The 19,168-nt window shown below is 73.8% G+C and carries 10 protein-coding genes; 7 read left to right on the plus strand and 3 right to left on the minus strand.

Annotated features, from left to right (window positions below; all coding sequences use genetic code 11):
* The first annotated feature begins 103 nt into the window (after nt 1–103).
* The 3 genes from AB0I15_RS64030 to AB0I15_RS64040 are packed head-to-tail and all read left to right on the plus strand — an operon-like array spanning nt 104 to nt 12,395.
* Nucleotides 104–6,706 carry an amino acid adenylation domain-containing protein gene (locus tag AB0I15_RS64030; RefSeq protein WP_358119769.1) on the plus strand — a complete coding sequence of 2,201 codons (6,603 nt, stop codon included), beginning with the start codon at nt 104–106 and terminating at the stop codon, nt 6,704–6,706.
* Entirely contained in the window at nt 6,703–12,246 is a 5,544-nt protein-coding gene (locus tag AB0I15_RS64035; RefSeq protein WP_358119772.1) for an amino acid adenylation domain-containing protein, read from the plus strand. Before AB0I15_RS64030 ends, AB0I15_RS64035 begins: the two co-directional genes overlap by 4 nt.
* On the plus strand, nt 12,225–12,395 hold the full coding sequence (locus AB0I15_RS64040) for an MbtH family NRPS accessory protein (RefSeq protein ID WP_358119775.1): 171 nt from the start codon (nt 12,225–12,227) through the stop codon (nt 12,393–12,395). Before AB0I15_RS64035 ends, AB0I15_RS64040 begins: the two co-directional genes overlap by 22 nt.
* A 9-nt stretch (nt 12,396–12,404) precedes the next feature.
* Here the strand turns inward: AB0I15_RS64040 and AB0I15_RS64045 are convergent, their stop codons facing one another.
* On the minus strand, nt 12,405–13,169 hold the full coding sequence (locus AB0I15_RS64045; RefSeq protein WP_358119778.1) for a helix-turn-helix transcriptional regulator: 765 nt from the start codon (nt 13,167–13,169) through the stop codon (nt 12,405–12,407).
* 91 nt (nt 13,170–13,260) lie between these two features.
* Between AB0I15_RS64045 and AB0I15_RS64050 the strand changes: the two genes are divergently transcribed.
* Genes AB0I15_RS64050 through AB0I15_RS64065 form a run of 4 tightly spaced genes read left to right on the plus strand, consistent with a single transcriptional unit; the run spans nt 13,261 to nt 16,672 of the window.
* Nucleotides 13,261–14,067 (plus strand): phytanoyl-CoA dioxygenase family protein, encoded by an 807-nt coding sequence (locus AB0I15_RS64050; RefSeq protein WP_358119781.1) that lies wholly within the window; start codon nt 13,261–13,263, stop codon nt 14,065–14,067.
* A complete protein-coding gene (locus AB0I15_RS64055) occupies nt 14,064–14,324 on the plus strand; it encodes a hypothetical protein (protein ID WP_358119783.1) in 261 nt (86 codons plus the stop codon). The genes AB0I15_RS64050 and AB0I15_RS64055 overlap by 4 nt, the downstream gene beginning before the upstream one ends.
* Before the next feature lie 36 nt (nt 14,325–14,360).
* Nucleotides 14,361–15,725, plus strand: coding sequence for a serine/threonine-protein kinase (locus tag AB0I15_RS64060; protein ID WP_358119786.1), 1,365 nt, complete (start codon nt 14,361–14,363; stop codon nt 15,723–15,725).
* Nucleotides 15,722–16,672 (plus strand): hypothetical protein, encoded by a 951-nt coding sequence (locus AB0I15_RS64065; RefSeq protein WP_358119788.1) that lies wholly within the window; start codon nt 15,722–15,724, stop codon nt 16,670–16,672. The genes AB0I15_RS64060 and AB0I15_RS64065 overlap by 4 nt, the downstream gene beginning before the upstream one ends.
* A gap of 61 nt (nt 16,673–16,733) precedes the next feature.
* Here AB0I15_RS64065 and AB0I15_RS64070 read toward each other — a convergent pair whose 3' ends face one another.
* Together AB0I15_RS64070 and AB0I15_RS64075 are read right to left on the minus strand one after the other, a co-directional pair.
* A complete protein-coding gene (locus AB0I15_RS64070; RefSeq protein WP_358119791.1) occupies nt 16,734–17,999 on the minus strand; it encodes a cation:proton antiporter in 1,266 nt (421 codons plus the stop codon).
* A 97-nt stretch (nt 18,000–18,096) separates the two neighbouring features.
* Nucleotides 18,097–19,168: sugar phosphate isomerase/epimerase family protein (locus AB0I15_RS64075; protein WP_358119793.1), on the minus strand; the 1,072-nt coding region annotated here is incomplete at its 5' end.

The following is a 19,168-nucleotide window of genomic DNA, read 5'->3' on the forward strand; positions in this document are numbered from 1 at the left end:
TGGGAGCGTTCCCACGAATAGTGGTCCCGCGGGTGCTCGTAGCGGGCGTCTGGTCCGACCTCCGAGCCGGGACGACCACGCCCGTCCGACGAAGGATGGCGCGATGCGCGAAATGCCGCAGAGGGAGATCCCGATTCACCCCCTGATCGCAGAACTGAACGACACCGCACTGACGCTGCCCGCCGTGGCGGGGATCGTGCCGCTGTTCGAGGGGTGGGCCGCGAAGGCGCCCGAGCGGGTGGCGGTCGTGGACGGGGGGCGGGCGCTCTCGTACGGGGAGCTGAACGCCGCCGCCAACCGGCTCGCCCGGCGGCTGGCCGAAGGCGGGGTCGGGGCCGGGGACGTGGTGGCGCTGTACACCGGACGGTCGGCCGGGGCGCTGACCGCGATGCTGGCCGTGCTCAAGACGGGCGCCGCCTACCTGCCGCTGGATCCCGACTACCCGGCCGCGCGGGTGGAGCTGGTGCTGAACGACTCGAGGGCGCGCACAGTGCTGGTTCCGGCGGGGTTGCGGGAACGGCTGCCGACTTTCGCCGGGAACGTGATGGAGCTGGATGATTCTTTGTCCGGCGAATCCGAGAATCCGGACATCGAGGGTGAACCTTCCGATCCGGCGTACATTCTCTACACCTCCGGATCGACCGGCCGGCCGAAAGGCGTGGTGGTGCCGCATCGGGCACTGCTGAACTTCCTGGTCTCCATGCGCGACCTTCTCGGCGCGGCCGAAGACGACGTGTGGCTGGCGCTCACCTCCCTTTCCTTCGACATTTCGGGACTCGAACTGTATTTGCCGCTCGTCACAGGGGCACGAACGGTGATCGCCGACCCGGACACCGCCCGCGACGGGCACCGGCTGGCCGCGCTGATCGGGCGCGAGGGCGTCACGCACGTGCAGGCCACCCCGTCCGGGTGGCGGGTGCTGCTGTCCGCCGGCTACACCGGTCCCGCCGTCACGGGGCTGGTCGGCGGTGAGGCGCTGACGGTGCCGCTGGCGGCCGAGCTCAGGGGCCGGACGGGGCGGCTGTTCAACGTGTACGGCCCCACGGAGACCACGATCTGGTCCACCGCCTGGGAGGTGCCCGAACGGCCGGACCGGATCTCCATCGGGCGGCCGATCGGCAACACCCGGATCCACGTGCTCGACGAACGGCTGCGGCCGGCCGCCACGGGCGAGCTGCTGATCGGCGGGCTCGGGCTGGCCGGCGGCTACCACCGTCGCCCCGGGCTGACCGCCGAACGGTTCGTGCCCGATCCCTTCGGGCCGCCGGGGAGCCGCCTGTACCGGACCGGGGATGTCGTGCGGCTCGACGACGACGGCACGCTGCGCTACCTGGGGCGTACCGACCACCAGGTCAAGCTGCGGGGGCATCGGATCGAGCTCGGTGAGGTGGAGTCGGTCCTGGAGGCGTGTCCCGGCGTCCGGCAGGCGGTGGTGGCCGTGCACCGGGAGACTTTGGTGGCGTACGTCGTGGGCAAGCCCGCCGATCTTCGCGGCTTCCTGGGCGAGCGGCTGCCCGCGTACATGGTCCCGGCGGTGTTCGTGCCGATGGAGGCGCTGCCGCTGACGCCCAACGGCAAGGTGGACCGCAAGGCGCTGCCCGAGCCTGCGTTACCCGGGAGCGGGGCGGGCGGGGCGCCGCGGAGCGGTGCCGAGCGGGCGGTGGCCGAGGTGTTCGCCGAGGTGCTCGGGCTCGGCGAGGCCGGGCTCGGGGACGACTTCTTCCTGCTGGGCGGGCACTCGCTGCTCGCGGCCAAGGCGGTGGCGCGGGTCGCGCGACGGCTGGGTCTCGAGGTGCCCGTGGCGGCGTTGTTCGCGCATCCCACGGTGGAGGGGTTCGCCGCCGCCGTACAGGAGCTGGAGGCCCCGTCCGCGCCTCCGAGGCCGCGCCCGGAAGGGGTCGCGCCGCCGCTCTCGCCCGCTCAGGAGCGGATGTGGTTCCTGTACCGGCTGGATCCGGAGGACGCCGCGTACAACGTGTATCTGGCGCGGCGGCTGCGGGGGCCGCTGGACGGGGATCGGCTGGCCGCGGCGCTCACGCGGGTCGTGGCGCGGCATGAGACGTTGCGGACGCGGTTCCCCGAGGTCGACGGGATGCCGGTCGCGGTGGTCGAGCCGCCCGCGCCGGTGGCCCTCGAGCGGCTCGACCTCTCGGGTGACGAGGCGCGGCGGGTGGTGGACGAGCGGGTGAGCGCGCCGTTCGACCTCGCCGCCGCTCCCCCGCTGCGGGCGACGCTGATCCGGCTGGGCGCGGACGAGCATGTGCTGTGCGTGGTGTTCCACCACATCGTCGGGGACGGCTGGTCGCAGAACGTGCTGCTCGCCGACCTCGCGGCCTGTTACGAGGGTCTGGAGCTTCCCGGGCTGGCGGTGCAGCACGGTGACGTGACGTACTGGCGGCGGGAGCGGGACGCGGCGGGTGCGCGGGACGGCGCGCTGGCGTACTGGCGGGAGCGGCTGGCCGGGCTCCCGGCGCTGGAGCTGCCGGCCGACCGGGCGCGTCCGGCCGGTGAGGGGCCGGCCGGCGGCAGGCGGGGCGCGGTGCACCGGGCCCGGGTGCCGCGTGAGACGGTGGCCGCGCTGGAGGAGCTGGGCCGTACGACGGGGACGACGCTGTTCATGGTGCTGCTCGCCGCCTACCAGGCGCTGCTCGCCCGGCAGAGCGGGCAGGACGACATCGCGGTGGGCACCGCGGTGGCCGGGCGGGACCGGGTCGAGCTGGAGCCGCTGATCGGGTTCCTGTCCGAGACGCTGGTGCTGCGCGGCGACCTGTCGGGCGACCCCGCCTTCACCGACCTGCTGGTACGCACCCGCCATGCCGTACTCGACGCCTTCACCCACGGCGACGTGCCGATGGAGCGGCTGGGCGGCGGGGCCGGGTTGTTCCAGACCATGCTGATCCTGCACACGCAGGACGACGACGGCGGCGGCGTCCCCGCCTTCGCGAACGTCACTGCCTTCGCGAACGTCACGGCCGGGGTGTTCCACGCCGGCTACGCCCCCGCCCGCTTCGACGTGACGCTGGACGCCTGGCTCGACGCCGGCGGGCTGGAGGTGGTCTTCGGCTACGAGGCGACCCTGTTCGACGCGGGCACGATCGAGCGGCTGGCCGAGCGGTTCGCCGGGCTGCTGCGGGACGTCGCGGCGGCGCCGGGGGCGCGGCTGTCGGCGCTGGGGCGGGTGACGGGCGCCGAGCGGGAGCGGCTGCTGCACCGGGCCAACGACACGGCGCTGGCGCTGCCCGGGGTGCCCGGGATGGTGCCGTTGTTCGAGGGGTGGGCCGCGAAGGCGCCCGAGCGGGTGGCGGTCGTGGACGGGGGGCGGGCGCTCTCGTACGGGGAGCTGAACGCCGCCGCCAACCGGCTCGCCCGGCGGCTGGCCGAAGGCGGGGTCGGGGCCGGGGACGTGGTGGCGCTGTACACCGGACGGTCGGCCGGGGCGCTGACCGCGATGCTGGCCGTGCTCAAGACGGGCGCCGCCTACCTGCCGCTGGATCCCGACTACCCGGCCGCGCGGGTGGAGCTGGTGCTGAACGACTCGGGGGCGCGCACAGTGCTGGTTCCGGCGGGGTTGCGGGAACGGCTGCCGGCTTTCGCCGGGAACGTGGTGGAACTGGATGCCGATTTTTCGGCCTACAGCCCGAAAAATCTTGATGTCGTGGCTGATGTGGCGTATGTGCTGTACACGTCGGGTTCGACCGGGCGGCCGAAGGGCGTGGTGGTGCCGCATCGGGCACTGCTGAACTTCCTGGTCTCCATGCGGGACCTTCTCGGCGCGGCCGAGGACGACGTGTGGCTGGCGCTCACGTCACTTTCGTTCGACATTTCGGGGCTCGAACTGTATTTGCCGCTGGTCACAGGCGGCCGTACCGTGATCGCCGGTCCCGCGACCGTCCTGGACGGCGGCCTGCTGGGCGGGCTGATCAGGTCCGAGGGGGTCACGCATGTGCAGGCCACCCCGTCGGGGTGGCGGGTGCTGCTGGCCGGTGGGTACGCCGGCCCGTCCGTCACCGCCCTGGTCGGCGGCGAGGCGCTCAGCGAACCGCTGGCGGCCGAGCTCAGGAGCCGGACGGGCCGCCTGTTCAACGTGTACGGCCCCACGGAGACCACGATCTGGTCCACCGCCTGGGAGGTCCCCCGCGACCCCGGCCGCGTCTCCATCGGGCGGCCGATCGGCAACACCCGGATCTACGTGCTGGACGACCACCTGGAACCCGTCCCCGAGGGCGCCCCGGGCGAGCTGCTGATCGGCGGGCTCGGGCTGGCCAACGGCTACCACCGCCGCCCGGGGCCGACCGCCGACCGCTTCGTACCCGACCCCTTCGGGCCGCCGGGCGGACGCCTCTACCGGAGCGGCGACGTGGTGCGCCTGCACGGTGACGGCACGCTGCAGTACGTGGGGCGGACGGACAACCAGGTCAAGCTGCGCGGCCACCGGATCGAACTCGGCGAGATCGAGTCCGCCATGGAGACGCATCCCGGCATCCGCCAGGCGGTGACCGCCGTACACGAAGAGCGGCTGGTCGCGTACCTGGTGGGCGAGCCTGCCGGTCTCCGCGCTCATCTGGCCGAGCGGCTGCCCGCGTACATGATCCCGTCGGTGTTCGTCCCGCTGGAGGCTCTGCCGCTCACTCCCAACGGCAAGGTGGACCGCAAGGCGCTGCCCGTCCCCGGGGCCGTCGCGGAGGTTCCGCTGCTGCCACGGGACGCGGGCGCGACGGTGCCGCTGTCGCCCGCTCAGGAGCGGCTGTGGTTCCTCGACGCCCTGGGCGGCGATCCGCGCGCCCACCCGTGCCAGGCGCTGAGGTTGCGGGGGCCACTGGACGAGGACGCGCTGGTGGCGGCGCTGGCGGGGGTCGCGGCCCGGCATGAGGGGCTGCGAACCCGGTTCCCCGCCGACGAGGGCCGACCGCTGCTGGTCGTGGAGCCCACCTTCGAACCACCGCTCACCCACTACGACCTGACCGACCTGTCGGACACCAGCACGCCCGCCGACATGGGCGCAGACATGGGCACCGGCACGGTCGCCGGCATAAGCGTCGACACGGGCACGGACACCGGTAGGGGCATCGACGCTGAGGCTCGCACCCGCACCCGCACCGGCAGGGGCCCGGGGGTCGGCAGCGGTGGTGGTGGGGAGGTTGGGCGGGTTGTTACGGCTTTCGCTGGGGAGCCGTTCGATCTGGGGGCCGCGCCGCCGGTGCGGGTGGCGCTGATCCGGGTGGCGGCACAGGAGTATGTGCTGTGCGTCGTGGCTCACCCGATCGTGGCGGACGCCTGGTCGCTGGGCGTGCTGCTGTCGGACGTGGCCGCACTTTACGAGGGCCGCGAACCTCCACCCCCGCCCGTACAGGCCGGGGACGTCACGCTCTGGCGCGACAGGCGGGAGGCCGCGGCAGAGGCGCGGCTGGAGCACTGGTGCGGGCGCCTGGCCGGCGCCCCGGTCCTGGACCTGCCACTGGACCTGCCGCCGAACCTGTCATCGGACCTGCCACTGGACCTGCCGCCGGATCCGTCGTTGGAGCGGCGCAGGCCCGGCATGCCCGCTCGTACGCCCGGGCGGCATGAGCTGTGGCTGGACGCGGAGGTGGCCGGGCGGCTTGAGGGGCTTGGGCGGGAGGCGGGCGGGACCCTGTACACCGTGCTGCTCGCGGCCTACCAGGTGCTGCTGACGCGGCACACCGGGCAGACCGGGTTCATGATCGGACGGCCGGTCACCGGGCGCGAGGAGGCGGGGCTGGCGGCGGTCTTCGGGCACCTCACCCGGCACCTGGTCGTACGCGGTGAGCTGCCGGGCGATCCCCCGTTCACCACGTTGCTGCGCCTCACCCGGGCGGCGGAGAGGGAGGCGGCCGAGCACGCCGACCTGTCGCCCGAGCGGCTGCTGACGGCGCTCGGGGTGGAGCGCGACCCGGGCCAGGAGCCGCTGTTCCAGACGACGCTGACACTGCACGAGACGATGCCGCTGCCGGAGTCGTTCGGCGGGCTGGAGCACGAACCGTTCGCGGCGCACCCGCCCGAGACCGTCTACGACCTGGCCCTGGAGGCCCGCCACCACCTCGAAGGGCTGGAGCTGACCTTCCGGTACGACGCCTCGCTGCTGGACGCCGGCAGTGTCGGACGGCTCGCGACGCGGTTCGCCGCGCTTCTCGGGCAGGCCGCGTCCGCGCCGGACACGCGGGTGTCCGAGCTGCCCGGGGTTCCGGCCGCGGATGGGGCGGCCGGGACCGTACGGGTGCTCGACCCCTGGGGTGTGCCCGTCGCGCCGGGTGACGCCGGGGAGATCTGGGAGGCCGGCGCGGACCGTGGCAGCGGGGAGCGGGGACTGCTGACGGCGGACGGGCGGGTCGAACGGCTGCCGGCGGCGGCGACCGTCGGGAGGGCGCGGCAGGGGTTCAGGCCCGGGTACGTCGTGCCGCGCACCGACGCCGAGGCGCTCGTGGCCGACGTGTGGAGCGACCTGCTCGGTGTCTCCCGGGTGGGGGCGGCCGACGACTTCTTCCATCTCGGCGGCCACTCCCTGCTCGCGGTACGCGCCGCCGCCCGCCTGCGGGCCACCATCGACGTCGACGTGCCGATCAGGACCTTCTTCACCCATCGGACGGTGGAGGAGTTCGCGGGCGCGGTGGAGGAGATCCTCCTGGCCGACCTGGAGGGCCTGTCGGACGAGGAGGCCCAACGCCTGCTCGACGCCACGGAGGTGCCGTGACCAGCCTGTCCCCCGCCAAGCAGGCGCTGCTGGCCCAGCGGCTGCGGCGCCGTACCGCGGCCACCACGATCCCGCCGCGTCCCGAGGGGAGCGAGCCGCCGCTCTCGCACGCCCAGGAGCGGCTGTGGTTCCTGGAGCAATACGTGCCGGGCACGCCCGCCTACACCGTCTCGTGCACCGCCCGCGTCACGGGCGACCTGGATCCGGACGTGCTGCGCCAGGCCGTGCGCGAGGTGGCCGCCCGGCACGAGAGCCTGCGCAGCCGCTTCGTCACCTCCGACGACGGGCTGCCGCGCGTCGTCATCGACCCCGAACCCGACCCCGAGTTCCGCACGGTCCAGGCCGGCTCCGCCGAGGAGGCCAGGGCGCTGGTGTCCGCGGTGCTGGCCCGGCCCTTCGACCTGGCGGAGGGGCCACTGCTGCGGGTCCTCCTGATCCGTCTCGACCCCGCCGACGCCACCAGCCGCCCCACCGACCGCCCCACCGACCGCCCCACCGAGCGCTTGGCCGGCCGCCCCGCAGACCGCCCCGATGATCGCCCTGGCGATCATGTGCTGATGCTCGCCGCTCACCACGCCGTAGCCGACGGCTGGAGCTGGGATGTCGTGTTGAACGAGCTGTTCGCGCTGCACGACGGCAGGCCCCTGGCCGCGTTGCCGGTGCAGTACGGCGACTACGCCCGCTGGCAGCGCGAGCGCGTGGGCACCCCCGCCTACCGGGCCGACGTGGATTACTGGCGGGGGCGGCTGGCCGGGGTGCCGCCGCTGGAGTTGCCCACGGACCTGGCGCGGCCGGCCGAGCAGACGTTCGCCGGGGCCGCCCACGGGTTCCGGCTCGACGCCACGCTGAGCTCGGCGGTGCGGGCGCTGGCCGAGGCGCATGGGGCGACGCCGTACATGGTGCTGCTGGCCGCGTTCCAGGCGCTGCTCGGCCGGTGGTCGGGGCAGAGCTCGTTCGCCGTGGGCAGCCCGGTCAGCGGGCGGGGGCTGCCGGAGCTGGACGGGCTGGTCGGCATGTTCGTCAACACGCTCGCCCTGCGGGCCGACCTGGCGGGCGACCCGCCGTTCACGGAGCTGCTGGCCCGGGTCCGGGACACGGCGCTGGACGCGTTCGCGCACCAGGAGCTGCCGTTCGACCAGCTCGTCAACGAGCTGCACGTCGAGCGGGACGTCAGCAGGCCCGCGGTCTTCCAGGTGATGTTCGCACTGCAGAACTACACCGCCAAGCCGGTCGACGCCGGGGCCCGCGAGCTGACGTGGTTCGCCGCCGACACGGTGGTCAGCCGGTTCGACCTCAGCCTGTATCTGCACGAGGGCAAGGGCGGGCTGGACGGCACGTTCGTCTACAACATCGCGCTGTTCCACGCGGGGACGGTCGAGCGGATGGCCGCCGGCCTGGAGACGCTGCTGCGATCGGCGGTGGCCGCGCCGGCGACGCGGCTGGCCGATCTGGACGTCCTGCCCGGCGGTGAGCGGGCGCGGCTGGCCCGGTTCGGTACGGCCCCCGCGCCCGCCCCGCCCGGATCCTGGCTGCTGCACGAGCTGGTCGCGGCCCAGGCCGCCCGCACTCCGGACGCGCCCGCCGTGGTCTTCGGCGGCGAGAGGCTGTCGTACGAGGAGCTCGGGCGGCGGGCCGGTCACCTCGCCCGGCGCCTGCGCGACCTCGGTGTCCGGCCCGGCGACCGGGTGGCGGTGTGCCTGGAGCAGTCGGCGGGGCTGGCCGTGGCGCTGCTGGGCGTGCTGAGGGCGGGGGCCGCGTACGTGCCGCTGGACCCGGAGCAGCCGGCCGGGCGGATCGCGTACATGGTGGGCGACGCCGGCGTGCGGACCGCGATCACGTCGGCGCAGGCGCGGGGGCCGCTGCCGGACGGGCTCACCCAGGTGCTGATCGAGGAACCGGTGGAAGGGCCGGTGGAAGGGCCGATGGAAGGGCCGGTGGAGGCCGGGGTCGGGCCGGACGACCTGGCGTACGTGATCTACACCTCGGGCACCACGGGCCGGCCCAAGGGCGTGGCCGTGCAGCACCGGGAGGTGGTCACGTACCTGGCGGGGGTGCGCGAGAGGTTCGCGGTCGAGCCGGGCTCGACGTTCGCGCTGCTGCAGTCGCTGGCCTTCGACTTCGGCGTCACCACCTTCTACCTGGCGCTGCTCACCGGCGGCTGCCTGCACCTGATCCCGTCCAGGACGTCGGCCCCCGAGCTGGCGGAGTACTTCGGCCGCGCGCCCGCCGACTACCTGAAGATCACGCCGTCGCACCTGGCGGCGCTGCTGTCCGAGGCGGAGCCGGCCGCCCTGCTGCCGCGCCGGCTGCTGGTCCTCGGCGGCGAGGCGTCCGGCTGGGCCTGGGCGCGGGAGCTGGCCGCGCTCGGCCGCTGCGCCGTGGTCAACCACTACGGCCCCACCGAGGCCACGGTCGGCATCACCACGTTCGCGGTCGATCCGGCCGAGCCCGCACGCGACACCACGCTGCCCATCGGCCGGCCGCTGCCGGGCGCCCGCGTCCAGGTGCTGGACGAGCGGCTGCGCCCGGTGCCCGTGGGCGTGGTGGGCGAGATCTTCCTGGGCGGCGCCCGGCTGGCCCGGGGGTACCTGGGCAAGCCCGCGCTGACCGCCGACCGCTTCCTGCCGGACCCGGGCGGCGGGCCGGGCGCGCGCATGTACCGCACCGGCGACCTCGGGCGGTGGCTGCCCGACGGGAGCCTGCAGTTTCTCGGCCGCCGCGACCTGCAGGTGAAGGTCCGCGGCTACCGGGTCGAGCTGGGCGAGGTCGAGTCGGTGCTGTCGGAGTGCCCCGGGGTCGCCCAGGCGGTGGCCGACCTGCGCGGGGACCGCCTCGTCGGCTATCTCCTGCCCGCCGGGGACGCCGTCCGGCCGCCCGCCGCCGAGGTGCGGGCCTGGCTGCGCGATCGCCTGCCCGACTACATGATCCCCGTCCGGTACGTGTGGCTCGACCACCTGCCGCTGAAGTCGCACGGCAAGGTCGACCGGGCCGCGCTGCCCGACCCCGGGGACGACCGGCTCGACGGCGGCGCCGCGTTCGTCCCGCCGCGCACCCCGGCCGAGGAGAGCGTGGCGGCGGTCTGGGCCGGCGTGCTCGGACTGGCCCGGGTCGGCGCGCTGGACGACTTCTTCGAGCTGGGCGGGCACTCCCTGCTCGCCATGCAGGTCCTGGCCCGGCTGCGCAAGGCCGTGCCGGAGCGGCGGCTGACGCTGATGGACCTGTTCAAGCACTCCACGGTGGCCGAGACGGCGGCCCTGCTGGACGGCGGGGACGACCGCGAGGACGGGCTGCTGCACCGGCTCACGCCGCCGCGCGCCGCCACGACCACGCTGGTCTGCGCGCCGTACGGCGGGGGCAGCGCGGTGATCTACAAGCCGCTGGCCGACGCGCTGCCCGCGGACTGGGCGCTCTACTCGATCGCCGTGCCGGGCCACGAGCTCGGCGAGGAGCACATGCCGCCGGACGAGGTGGCGCGGGCCTGCGCCGAGGAGATCCTCGCGAACGTGCGCGGCCCTCTGGTGCTGTACGGCCACTGCGGGCTCGGCGTCATGATCATCGCGGAGATCGCCCGGCGGCTGGAGGCCGAGGGGCGCGACGTCGAGGCCGTCTACCTGGGCGGCATCCTTCCGTTCGCCCGGCCGGAGGGGCGATTGACGTGGCTGCGGCACCGGCTGGACGACCTGCGCGGCGACCAGGGGCGGGTGAACGCGCTGACGGCGGCCGGGCTCGACGTCTCCGAGCTGAACCCGGAGGAGCTCAAGCTGATCGTCCGCAACCGCAGGCACGGCACCCGGGCGGCGGAGCGGTACTTCACCCGGCTGTTCGAGGAGGACGCCCAGCGGCTGGCGGCGCCGGTCGTCGCGGTGGCCGGGGAGCGGGATCCGGTCATGGAGTACCACCAGGAGCGGTACCGGGAGTGGCACGTGCTGTCGCCGGTCACGGCGTGCGCGGTGCTCGACGAGGCAGCGCACTTTTTCCTGAAATATCGGGCGGAGGAGCTGGCCGAGATCGTCACCCGTACACACGGGGCCATCACCACCGGGCGGACGGCTCCGCTGGAACGGGTCACCGGGGAGGAGACGTGGTGGCTGGAGGGCGTCTCCAGAGCCGCGCCCGCCACAGCGGCGGCCGGGGCGGGGGCCGGGACGGGGGCCGCTCGCGTGGGTGGGCCGCGGCCCAGTATGCGGCGGTTCTTCGGGGTGGCCGGTGGGCAGGCGCTGTCGATCGTGGGGTCGGCGCTGACCGAGTTCGCCGTGCCCATCTGGATCTACCTGACCACGGGCTCGCTGGTCGACTTCGCGCTGTTCTCCGTGCTGGCCCTCGTACCGGGAATGCTGGTGGCGCCGCTGGCCGGGACCATCGTGGACCGCAGCGACCGGCGCCGGATCATGCTGCTCGGCGACGCGGGCGCGGGCGGGGCGCAGCTCGCCCTCGGCCTGCTGCTGTGGACCGGCAACCTGCAGACGTGGCACATCTACCCGCTGCTCGTGTGCCTGTCGGTCGCGCTGGCGTTCCAGCGGATCGCGTACGGCTCGGCCGTCCCGCAGCTCGTGCCCAAACGGTTCCTCGGCCACGCCAACGGCGTGGTCGGCATGATCAACGGGGTGGCGCAGCTCATCGTGCCCCTCGCCGCGGCCGGGCTGATGGCGGTGATCGGGCTGGAGGGCATCCTCGCCATCGACGTGATCAGCTACGCGATCGCGATCGGCACGCTGCTGCTCATCCGCTTTCCCGCGACCATGGCCCTGCGCCGCCGCGAGACGATGGCGGCCGAGCTCGTCAACGGCTTCCGCTACTCGTGGGGCAACAAGGGCTTCCGCCGCATGGTCACCTTCTTCGCGGTGGTGAACCTGTTCATGGCCGCGCTGTTCCTGATGATCTCGCCGCTGGTGCTGTCGTCCGGGTCGCTGGCCGACGTGGGGACGGTCTCGTTCTTCGGCGGGCTGGGCGTGTTCGCGGGCGGGCTCGGGATGGCGGTGTGGGGCGGGCCTCGGGTGCGGCGTTTTCGCGGGCAGCTCATGTTCACGCTGTCGCTGGCGGTGTCCGCCATGGTCATCGGCGTGCGCGCGGACCTCGTGGTGATCACCGCCGGGGTGTTCGGGCTGTTCCTGTCGCTGACGCTGCTCAACGGCGTGTACACGACGATCGTGCAGGTCAAGATCCCGCAGCGCTATCACGGCCGGGTCTTCGCGCTCAACCAGCTCGTGGCCTTCTCGACCCTGCCCCTCGGGTACGCGGTCGTCGCCCCGTTGGGCACGGCCCTGTTCGAGCCGATGCTCGCCGACGGGGGCGCGCTCGCGGACACGGTCGGCCGGGTGATCGGCACCGGCGAGGGGCGCGGCATCGGCTTCCTGTACCTGCTGCTGGGCGCCGCCATCGCGTTGTGCGTGCTGGTGGCCAGGCGGCGCCGGGCGCTGTGGGACTTCGACGAGCTCGTACCCGACGCGCTGCCCGACGACGTGATCGGATTCGAGGCCCTGCGCGACCGCGGGGCCCTGGCCAAGGGTGAGGAGAGGGCGTGGACGAGTACCAGGTCGTGATCAACGGTGCGGAGCAGTACTCGGTGTGGCCCGCCGGCCGGGAGGTTCCGGCCGGGTGGCGGGCCGAGGGGTTCGCGGGTGGCAAGGAGGCGTGCCTGGCCCACATCGACGAGGTGTGGACGGACATGAGGCCGCTCAGCACACGATGACGCCCAGGCTCAGGGGGAACGGCGGGCGCGGAGGGCGCGCGGGGAGGCGCCCAGCTCGCGGCGGCAGGCCTTGTTGAACGCCTGAAGGTCCGGGATGCCCACCGCCGCGGCGATCGCCGGGATCGCCAGCGTCGACTCGCGCAGGAGGTGCAGCGCCCGCGACAGCCGCCGGCGGCGGATGTGGGCCACCACCGTGTCGCCGGTCTGGGAGCGGAACAGCCGGGTCAGGTGGTTGTGCGAGACCCCGGCGGCCTTGGCGATGGCCGGCACGGTCAGCGGCGCGGCCAGATCGGCCTCGATGTACTCGATCGCCGCCGCCACCACCGCGTGCGGGCTGCCGGCCACCGGCAGGTTCGCCACCCGCCAGAGCGCCGCCCACACCTCGGCCGACGCCCTGGCCGGGGTGCCGGGGACGGCCGCGATGGCCTGGCGCAGCGCGGCGCCGATGACCGGGGCCTGGTCGCCGGCGTCCCGCATGACGGGCACGGCCCGCCGTTCGCCCGCGCCGGGCAGGCGGAAGTGCGCGTACAGGTGCTCCGACCTGCCCCGGTAGTGGTAGTGCACCTCGGCGCCCGGCGGGATCAGGCTCACGTGGTCGGGCTTGATCGCGTGCACGGTGCCGTCGAGGACGAGTTCGGCGCTGTAGCCGTACAGGTGGAACTGCCACAGGTCGGGGAGCCGGAACACGTCGTGCGGGCTGACCACGCCGTGCACGCCCACGCCCGCGCCGGCCACGGCGGGCGGCTCGGACAGGGCGATCGTCACGTGGCGCACACCGCATGTCTATCGCGGTGAGGGGAGAATCGACCAGTAGTTGAGGATTACAACCCACGACACGGCAGACATCCGATCTTAGCGTTGAGGTATGCGAACCACTTTGCTCACCTCCGCACAGGTGGCCGGTTTCGTGGCCGCCGGCTATCTGCGGCTCGACGGGATCGTCCCGGACGACCTCAACGACCAGGCGATCGACGTGCTCGACGCGGGGATCCCGCGCGTGCCGTACGGGACCCCGGTCACCCAGGCCTTCCCCAAGGGGTCGTTCGCCCGCCGCCTGATCGAGCTGCCCCAGGTCGCCGGGGCGCTGAGCTCCCTCGTCGGCCCCGACCCGACCATCGACCACCACGCCGTGCACGTACGCGAGCCGCAGGGCGGCGAGGCCCAGCCGCTGCACGCCGACGCCATCATCGACACCCGCATGGACGCCTTCGACGTGCAGCTCATGTACTACCCGCGCGAGGTGACCGCGGAAATGGGCGGCACGCTCGTGGTGCCCGGCAGCCACCTGCGGCGCGTCAACGAGAGCGACACCGGCCGTTACCAGAACCTGCGCGGCCAGACCCGGCTGACCTGCCCGGCCGGGACCGTGATGCTGCTGCACCACGGCATCTGGCACGGCGGCCGGCGCAACGACAGCCCGGTACGCCGGTACATGTTCAAGATCCGGTTCAACCCCACCGTGCCGCAGGTCCGCCTGTGGGACACCTCCGACCTGGCCGACCCTGCCGTCCGGGAGGAGCTGAGCAGGCGTTTCCCCTGGTACGAGCAGGCGACCGGCCGCTTGGAGATCCACAACCGGGTGCGCGTGTGGCGGGCGCTGACCGCCGATCCCACGTTCGACATCGACTACTGGACGACGCGTGTGAACAACCGCCCCGGGAGGGCCGCATGAAGCAGCAGGTGCTCGTTCTCTACCTGGCCACCTCCGCGCTCGACGCGGCCGTGGTGGGCTGGTCGTCCTACGACGGCACCGGGCGTACGCATCCGACGGCGGGCGACGGGGACGAACCGCCGTACGCGACCGGGGTGGACGCGCTGCGCGACGGGTGGCGGCTGTTCCAGGCGTCGCAGCTGATCCCGCCGTACCCGGGGCACGAATACGACACGTCGTTTCTCAAGCACGAGTTCTTCTTTGAGAAGATGTCGTAGGTCCCTGTTGGTGGTGTAAGTCCGAGGAGGAGCGGGATGCCGGATATGCGCCCGCTCCGGCCGGACGATCCCGGGCGGATCGGCGGCTTCCGCCTCCTGGGCGTGCTCGGCTCGGGCGGGCAGGGCATCGTCTACCGGGGCGCCGGTGAGGACGGGCGCGAGGTCGCCATCAAGGTGCTGCACAGCCATCTCACGCAGGACGACGAGGTCACCTGGCGGTTCCTGCGTGAGGTGGAGGCGGCGCGGCGGGTGGCCGCCTTCTGCACGGCCGCCGTGCTGGAGGTGGGGGTGGTGGACGAGCGGCCGTACATCGTCAGCGAGTACGTTCCCGGCGACACCCTCCAGGCGCTCGTCCGCGCGTCGGGGCCACGGCGGGGCGGGGCGCTGGACCGGCTGGCGATCTCCACGCTGACCGCGCTGACCGCGATCCACCAGGCGGAGATCGTGCACCGGGACTTCAAGCCGGGCAACGTCCTGATGGGGCCGGACGGGCCGATCGTCATCGACTTCGGGATCGCCAAGGCCCTCGACGCGACCACGCGTACGTCGGGGCCCATCGGGACGCCTACGTACATGTCGCCCGAGCAGTTCCGGGGTGAGCGGGTCGGGCCGGCATCGGACGTGTTCAGCTGGGCCGGGACGATGGTCTACGCCGCCACCGGCCGGCCGCCCTTCGCCGGGGACTCGGTGGTCGTCATCATGAACGCGATCCTGAGCGCCGTGCCCGGCCTGGAGGGGGTGCCCGCTCATCTGCGGGGGCTGATCGAGACGTGTCTTTCCAAGGACCCGTCGGCCCGGCCGCTGCCGGGAGACCTCCTCCAGCGGCTCATCCGCCCAACGGGCCCCACGGCCCGCTCCATGCCCGCCCCACCGGCCGGCGGGGGCGTGGCGGGGACGGGTGCCGGTGACGCCCACGGGACCGGCGCGAACCATGTGAACGCGGGCACCACAGCCGCGCCGAAAGCCGGGGCGGGCGCGAGCGCCGGGCCGGGGAACGGTGCCGGAGTGAGTGGCGGGGTGAGTGGCGGGGCGGGACACGGGGCGGGTGTGAGTGGTGGGCCCGGGGTGGGGGGTTGGGCGGTCGGCGGGCCGGCGGGGACGTCCCATGCCGGGCCCGGGGGGCAGTGGCCGGTGGAGGCGACGGAGCCGAGCGCGCGCAGGACGCTCAGCAGGCGGGCGCTCATCGGCGGGGCCGCCGCGGTGGTCGCCGCCGGGGTGTCCGCGTTCGCCGTGCTCCGGCCGGGCGGCGGGTTCCTGCGACCGGACGATCGAGCGACACAGCGGACGGCGGCGCGACGGGACGGCCGGACGGGGGCACGTCCCCGCAACCGACCGGTACACCGGCGGCGTCCCCGTCACCCACGCCGGCCGCGTCGGCCGAGCCGTTCGGGACCGCGGTGACGGAGCCCGTGACCCTGCCCGGCGGCAGCGGTGAGCCGGCGGCGCTGGCCGCCGCCGGGACCACGGTGGTGTGCGGCACCGGCAAGGGCGTGGTGCTCTCCTGGGACGTGAACGCCGCCGTCACCAGGCTCGGCGACGGCGGCGGCGCGGCGTCGTCCGTGGCCGTCGGCGACCTCGCGGGCCGGCGGGTGGCCGCCTCGGGGCACGCCGACGGCGGCATGCGGCTGTGGGGCCTGCCCGGCGGGAGCCTGGAGGACCACCGGGCGAACGATCCGGTCATCGCCGTCACGGTCGGGGACCGGGCGGTGGCGGTGTCGCAGAAGTACGACGGCTTGAGGGACCTGCACAGTGTCGTACGCCTGTGGGACATCTCCACCGGCAAGCAGATCGGCCCCGCGATCACCGACCACTTCCAGGGCGTCCACGGCCTGGCGTTCGGCAGGCTGGACGGGCAGGGCGTGCTCGTCACGGGAGACGGCGCCGAGCGGGTACGCGTGCGGCGCCTGTCCAACGGGCGTCAGACGCACTCGTTCCCCACCGGTGAGATCGGCGGCATCGAACTGCTGGCCTGCGGCGAGGTGAAGGGCAGGCCGGTCGTGGTGTCCACCCATCTGGACGCCACCCTGCGCGTGTACGACCTGAAGTCGGGCAAGCGCCGGAAGAAGTGGGCGTTCAGCGACCAGAGCCCCGACGACCGGGGGGCCACCGCCCTCGTCGTGGGCCTGCTCGGCGACCTGCCCATCGCGGCCGTCGCCCACGCCCCGGCGGGCGGCGAGGTCATCGTCCGCGTCTGGGACCTCGACCGCGGCGACATCGTCGGCGTGCTCGGGTCGGGCGAGGGCGGCGCGATCCGCAGGCTGGCGCTGGCCGAGCTGGACGGCCGCCCGGTGATCGCCGGGGCGGACGACGACGGCGGCTTACGGGTCTGGAGCCTCGGCCCCGCGTGACGACGCCCGGTGCAGGTCCTGGATGACACCGCCGGTCAAGGCCCTGGGTGACGGCGGACCGTCACGGGGCCGGGGTGTCGCGGGAGGCCGTGAGCCGGTCGCGGAGGGCGTCGACCCGGTCCATCACCGGGGTGGCGGTGACGCCGTGCAGCACCACCGAGGCCAGCACGGTGAAGCCCGTCACCGCCCACAGCTCCTCGGCGGGTACGCCGAAGTCGGCCTGGCCCAGCGCGTACGCCAGGTAGAACAGCGACCCGATCCCCCGGATCCCGAAGAACGAGATCACCAGCCGTTCCCTCGGCCCCGCCGGGCCGCGCCACTGGGCCAGCCAGCCGGCCAGGGGGCGGATCACCACGAGCAGCAGGACGCCGACGGCGGCGCCGCGCCAGGTGAGCGCCGCCAGCCCGCCGGTCGCGACGAAGCCCCCGAGCAGGAGCAGCAGCCAGGCCGTGAGCAGCCGCTCGATCTGCTCGACGAACCCGTGCAGGACGTTGTTGTAGCCGTGCCCGTGCTCGGCCCGCCTGATGGTGCACGCGGTGACGAAGACCGCGACGAAGCCGTAGCCGTGGACGAGCTCCGTCACCCCGTACGCCAGGAACGTGGCGGCCAGCGCGACGAACCCGTCACGGCGTTCCGCCAGGCGCAGGTCGTCCGACCGGGCGCGGAAGAACAGCCGTCCGAGCAGGCGGCCGATCAGCAGCCCCGCCAGGCCCCCGGCCGCCGTCCGGTAGAGGACGTCCACCAGGGCCCACTCCCCCAGCCAGCCCGTGCCGCCCACGGCGGCGACCGCGACGGCGGCGTAGACGATGGGGAAGGCCAGCCCGTCGTTGAGGCCGGCCTCCGAGGTGAGGGCGAAGCGGACCTCGTCGTCGGCGTTCTCGGCGTCCACCGGCTCGCCCACGTGCACGTCGGAGGCGAGCACCGGGTCGGTCGGCGCGAGCGCGGCCCCGAGCAGCAGCGCCGCCGCGAGTGGCCAGCCGAGCAGGCCGGTGGCGGCGAGGGCGACGCCGGCCACGGTCAGCGGCATGGCCAGGCCGAGCAGCCGCCACGTCGTGGACCAGCCGCGCGCCCCGGCCCGGCGGTTGATCGCCAGGCCGGCGCCCATGAGCGAGATGACCACGCACAGCTCGGTGATGTGCTCGAGCGCCGCCCGGTGGACGATCGGGTCGGGCTCGGGCAGCCCGAGCGGCAGCGCGAACAGCAGCATGCCGCCGAGCAGGTACATCAGGGGCAGGGAGACGGGACGGCGGGCCAGCACCTCGGGGAGGATCGCGGCGAGCAGGGCGGCGGCTCCGCCGAGGGCCAGGACGAGATCGAGCGTGGACATCTTCGCCCCCCTGCCCCGAAGATCACTGCTTATCCCTTTTGCCCCGGAGGAAGCCGGGCGATCGCGCGCCCGGTCCCTCGTGGCGGCCAGGGCCGCGTCAGCCGCGCAGGGCGGCCATGTTGCGGTAGCTGAGCTCGGCGTACCGCAGGGACTGGCCCGGGTCGGTGCCGGGCGCGTTGTCCTGCTCGTACATCGGGTTGTGCGTGTCCGGCTGGTTCAGGTGGGAGAAGAAGCGCTGGTAGTCGATGTCGCCGGTGCCGAACGGCACCATGTCGTAGCCGTTCGCGGTCGCCGGGTTGGTGGTGCCGTCCTTGGCGTGGAACAGCGGGAAGCGCCGCTCCCTGGCCTGGACGGTGGCCAGCGGGTCGAAGACGTCGGTCTGCGTGGAGCCGTCGGGCGCGGTGTAGGTACGGTGCTTGAACTGGGCCACGTGCGCCCAGAAGATGTCCATCTCGAAGTAGACGAACCTCGGGTGGCTGATGCCGAAGAAGTACTCCAGCTTCCGGATGCCGGACGAGCGCGTCCACCGGCCCTGTTCGTCGAGCGGGCCGGTGTCGAGCAGGAAGGCGTAGGCCGCGTCGTGGTTGTGCGTGTACAGCTTGAGCCCGGCGTCGGCGGCGATCCGGCCGAGCTCGTTCCACTTGGCCGCCGCCACGTCCCAGTCGCCCCTGTACGGGCTGTTCGTCGGATCGGAGCCCGTGCCGACGTGCTCCAGGCCGAGGATGTTGGCGATCTCCAGCACCTGCTTGAACCGGTCGAGGTCGGCGGTCGTGAGCGGCCACGAAGCGGGGATGAACCCGTGGTTGCCCTGGGCCCGCAGCCCGTTGTCGTCCAGCCAGCGCCGCAGCAAGCGGGCCCCCTCGACGGTCTTGAGGTTCGCGCCCCCCTCGGCGCCCGCGTGCTGGCGATACCCGGCGAACTCGACCTGCCGGTAGCCGATGCGGGCCAACTCCTCCAGCACGCGGCGGAAGCCGGAGGGCAGGGGCGTGGACAGCGGGTCGCGGCTGATCGCGTCGCGGACGGTGTAGAGGATGATGCCGCGCTTGTTGGGCGGGACCAGCACACGACTGGCCGCGCCGGTCTGGGTCTCCTCGTCCAGCGGGGTCGTCTCCCAGTAGGTGTGGCAGATCGAGGTGTCGCCCGCCGGTGGGTCGCCGTGCGGCTCGTCG

Origin of the sequence: Nonomuraea sp. NPDC050643 (assembly GCF_040654715.1) — a bacterium.
In the GTDB taxonomy this organism is placed as follows: Bacteria; Actinomycetota; Actinomycetes; order Streptosporangiales; family Streptosporangiaceae; genus Nonomuraea.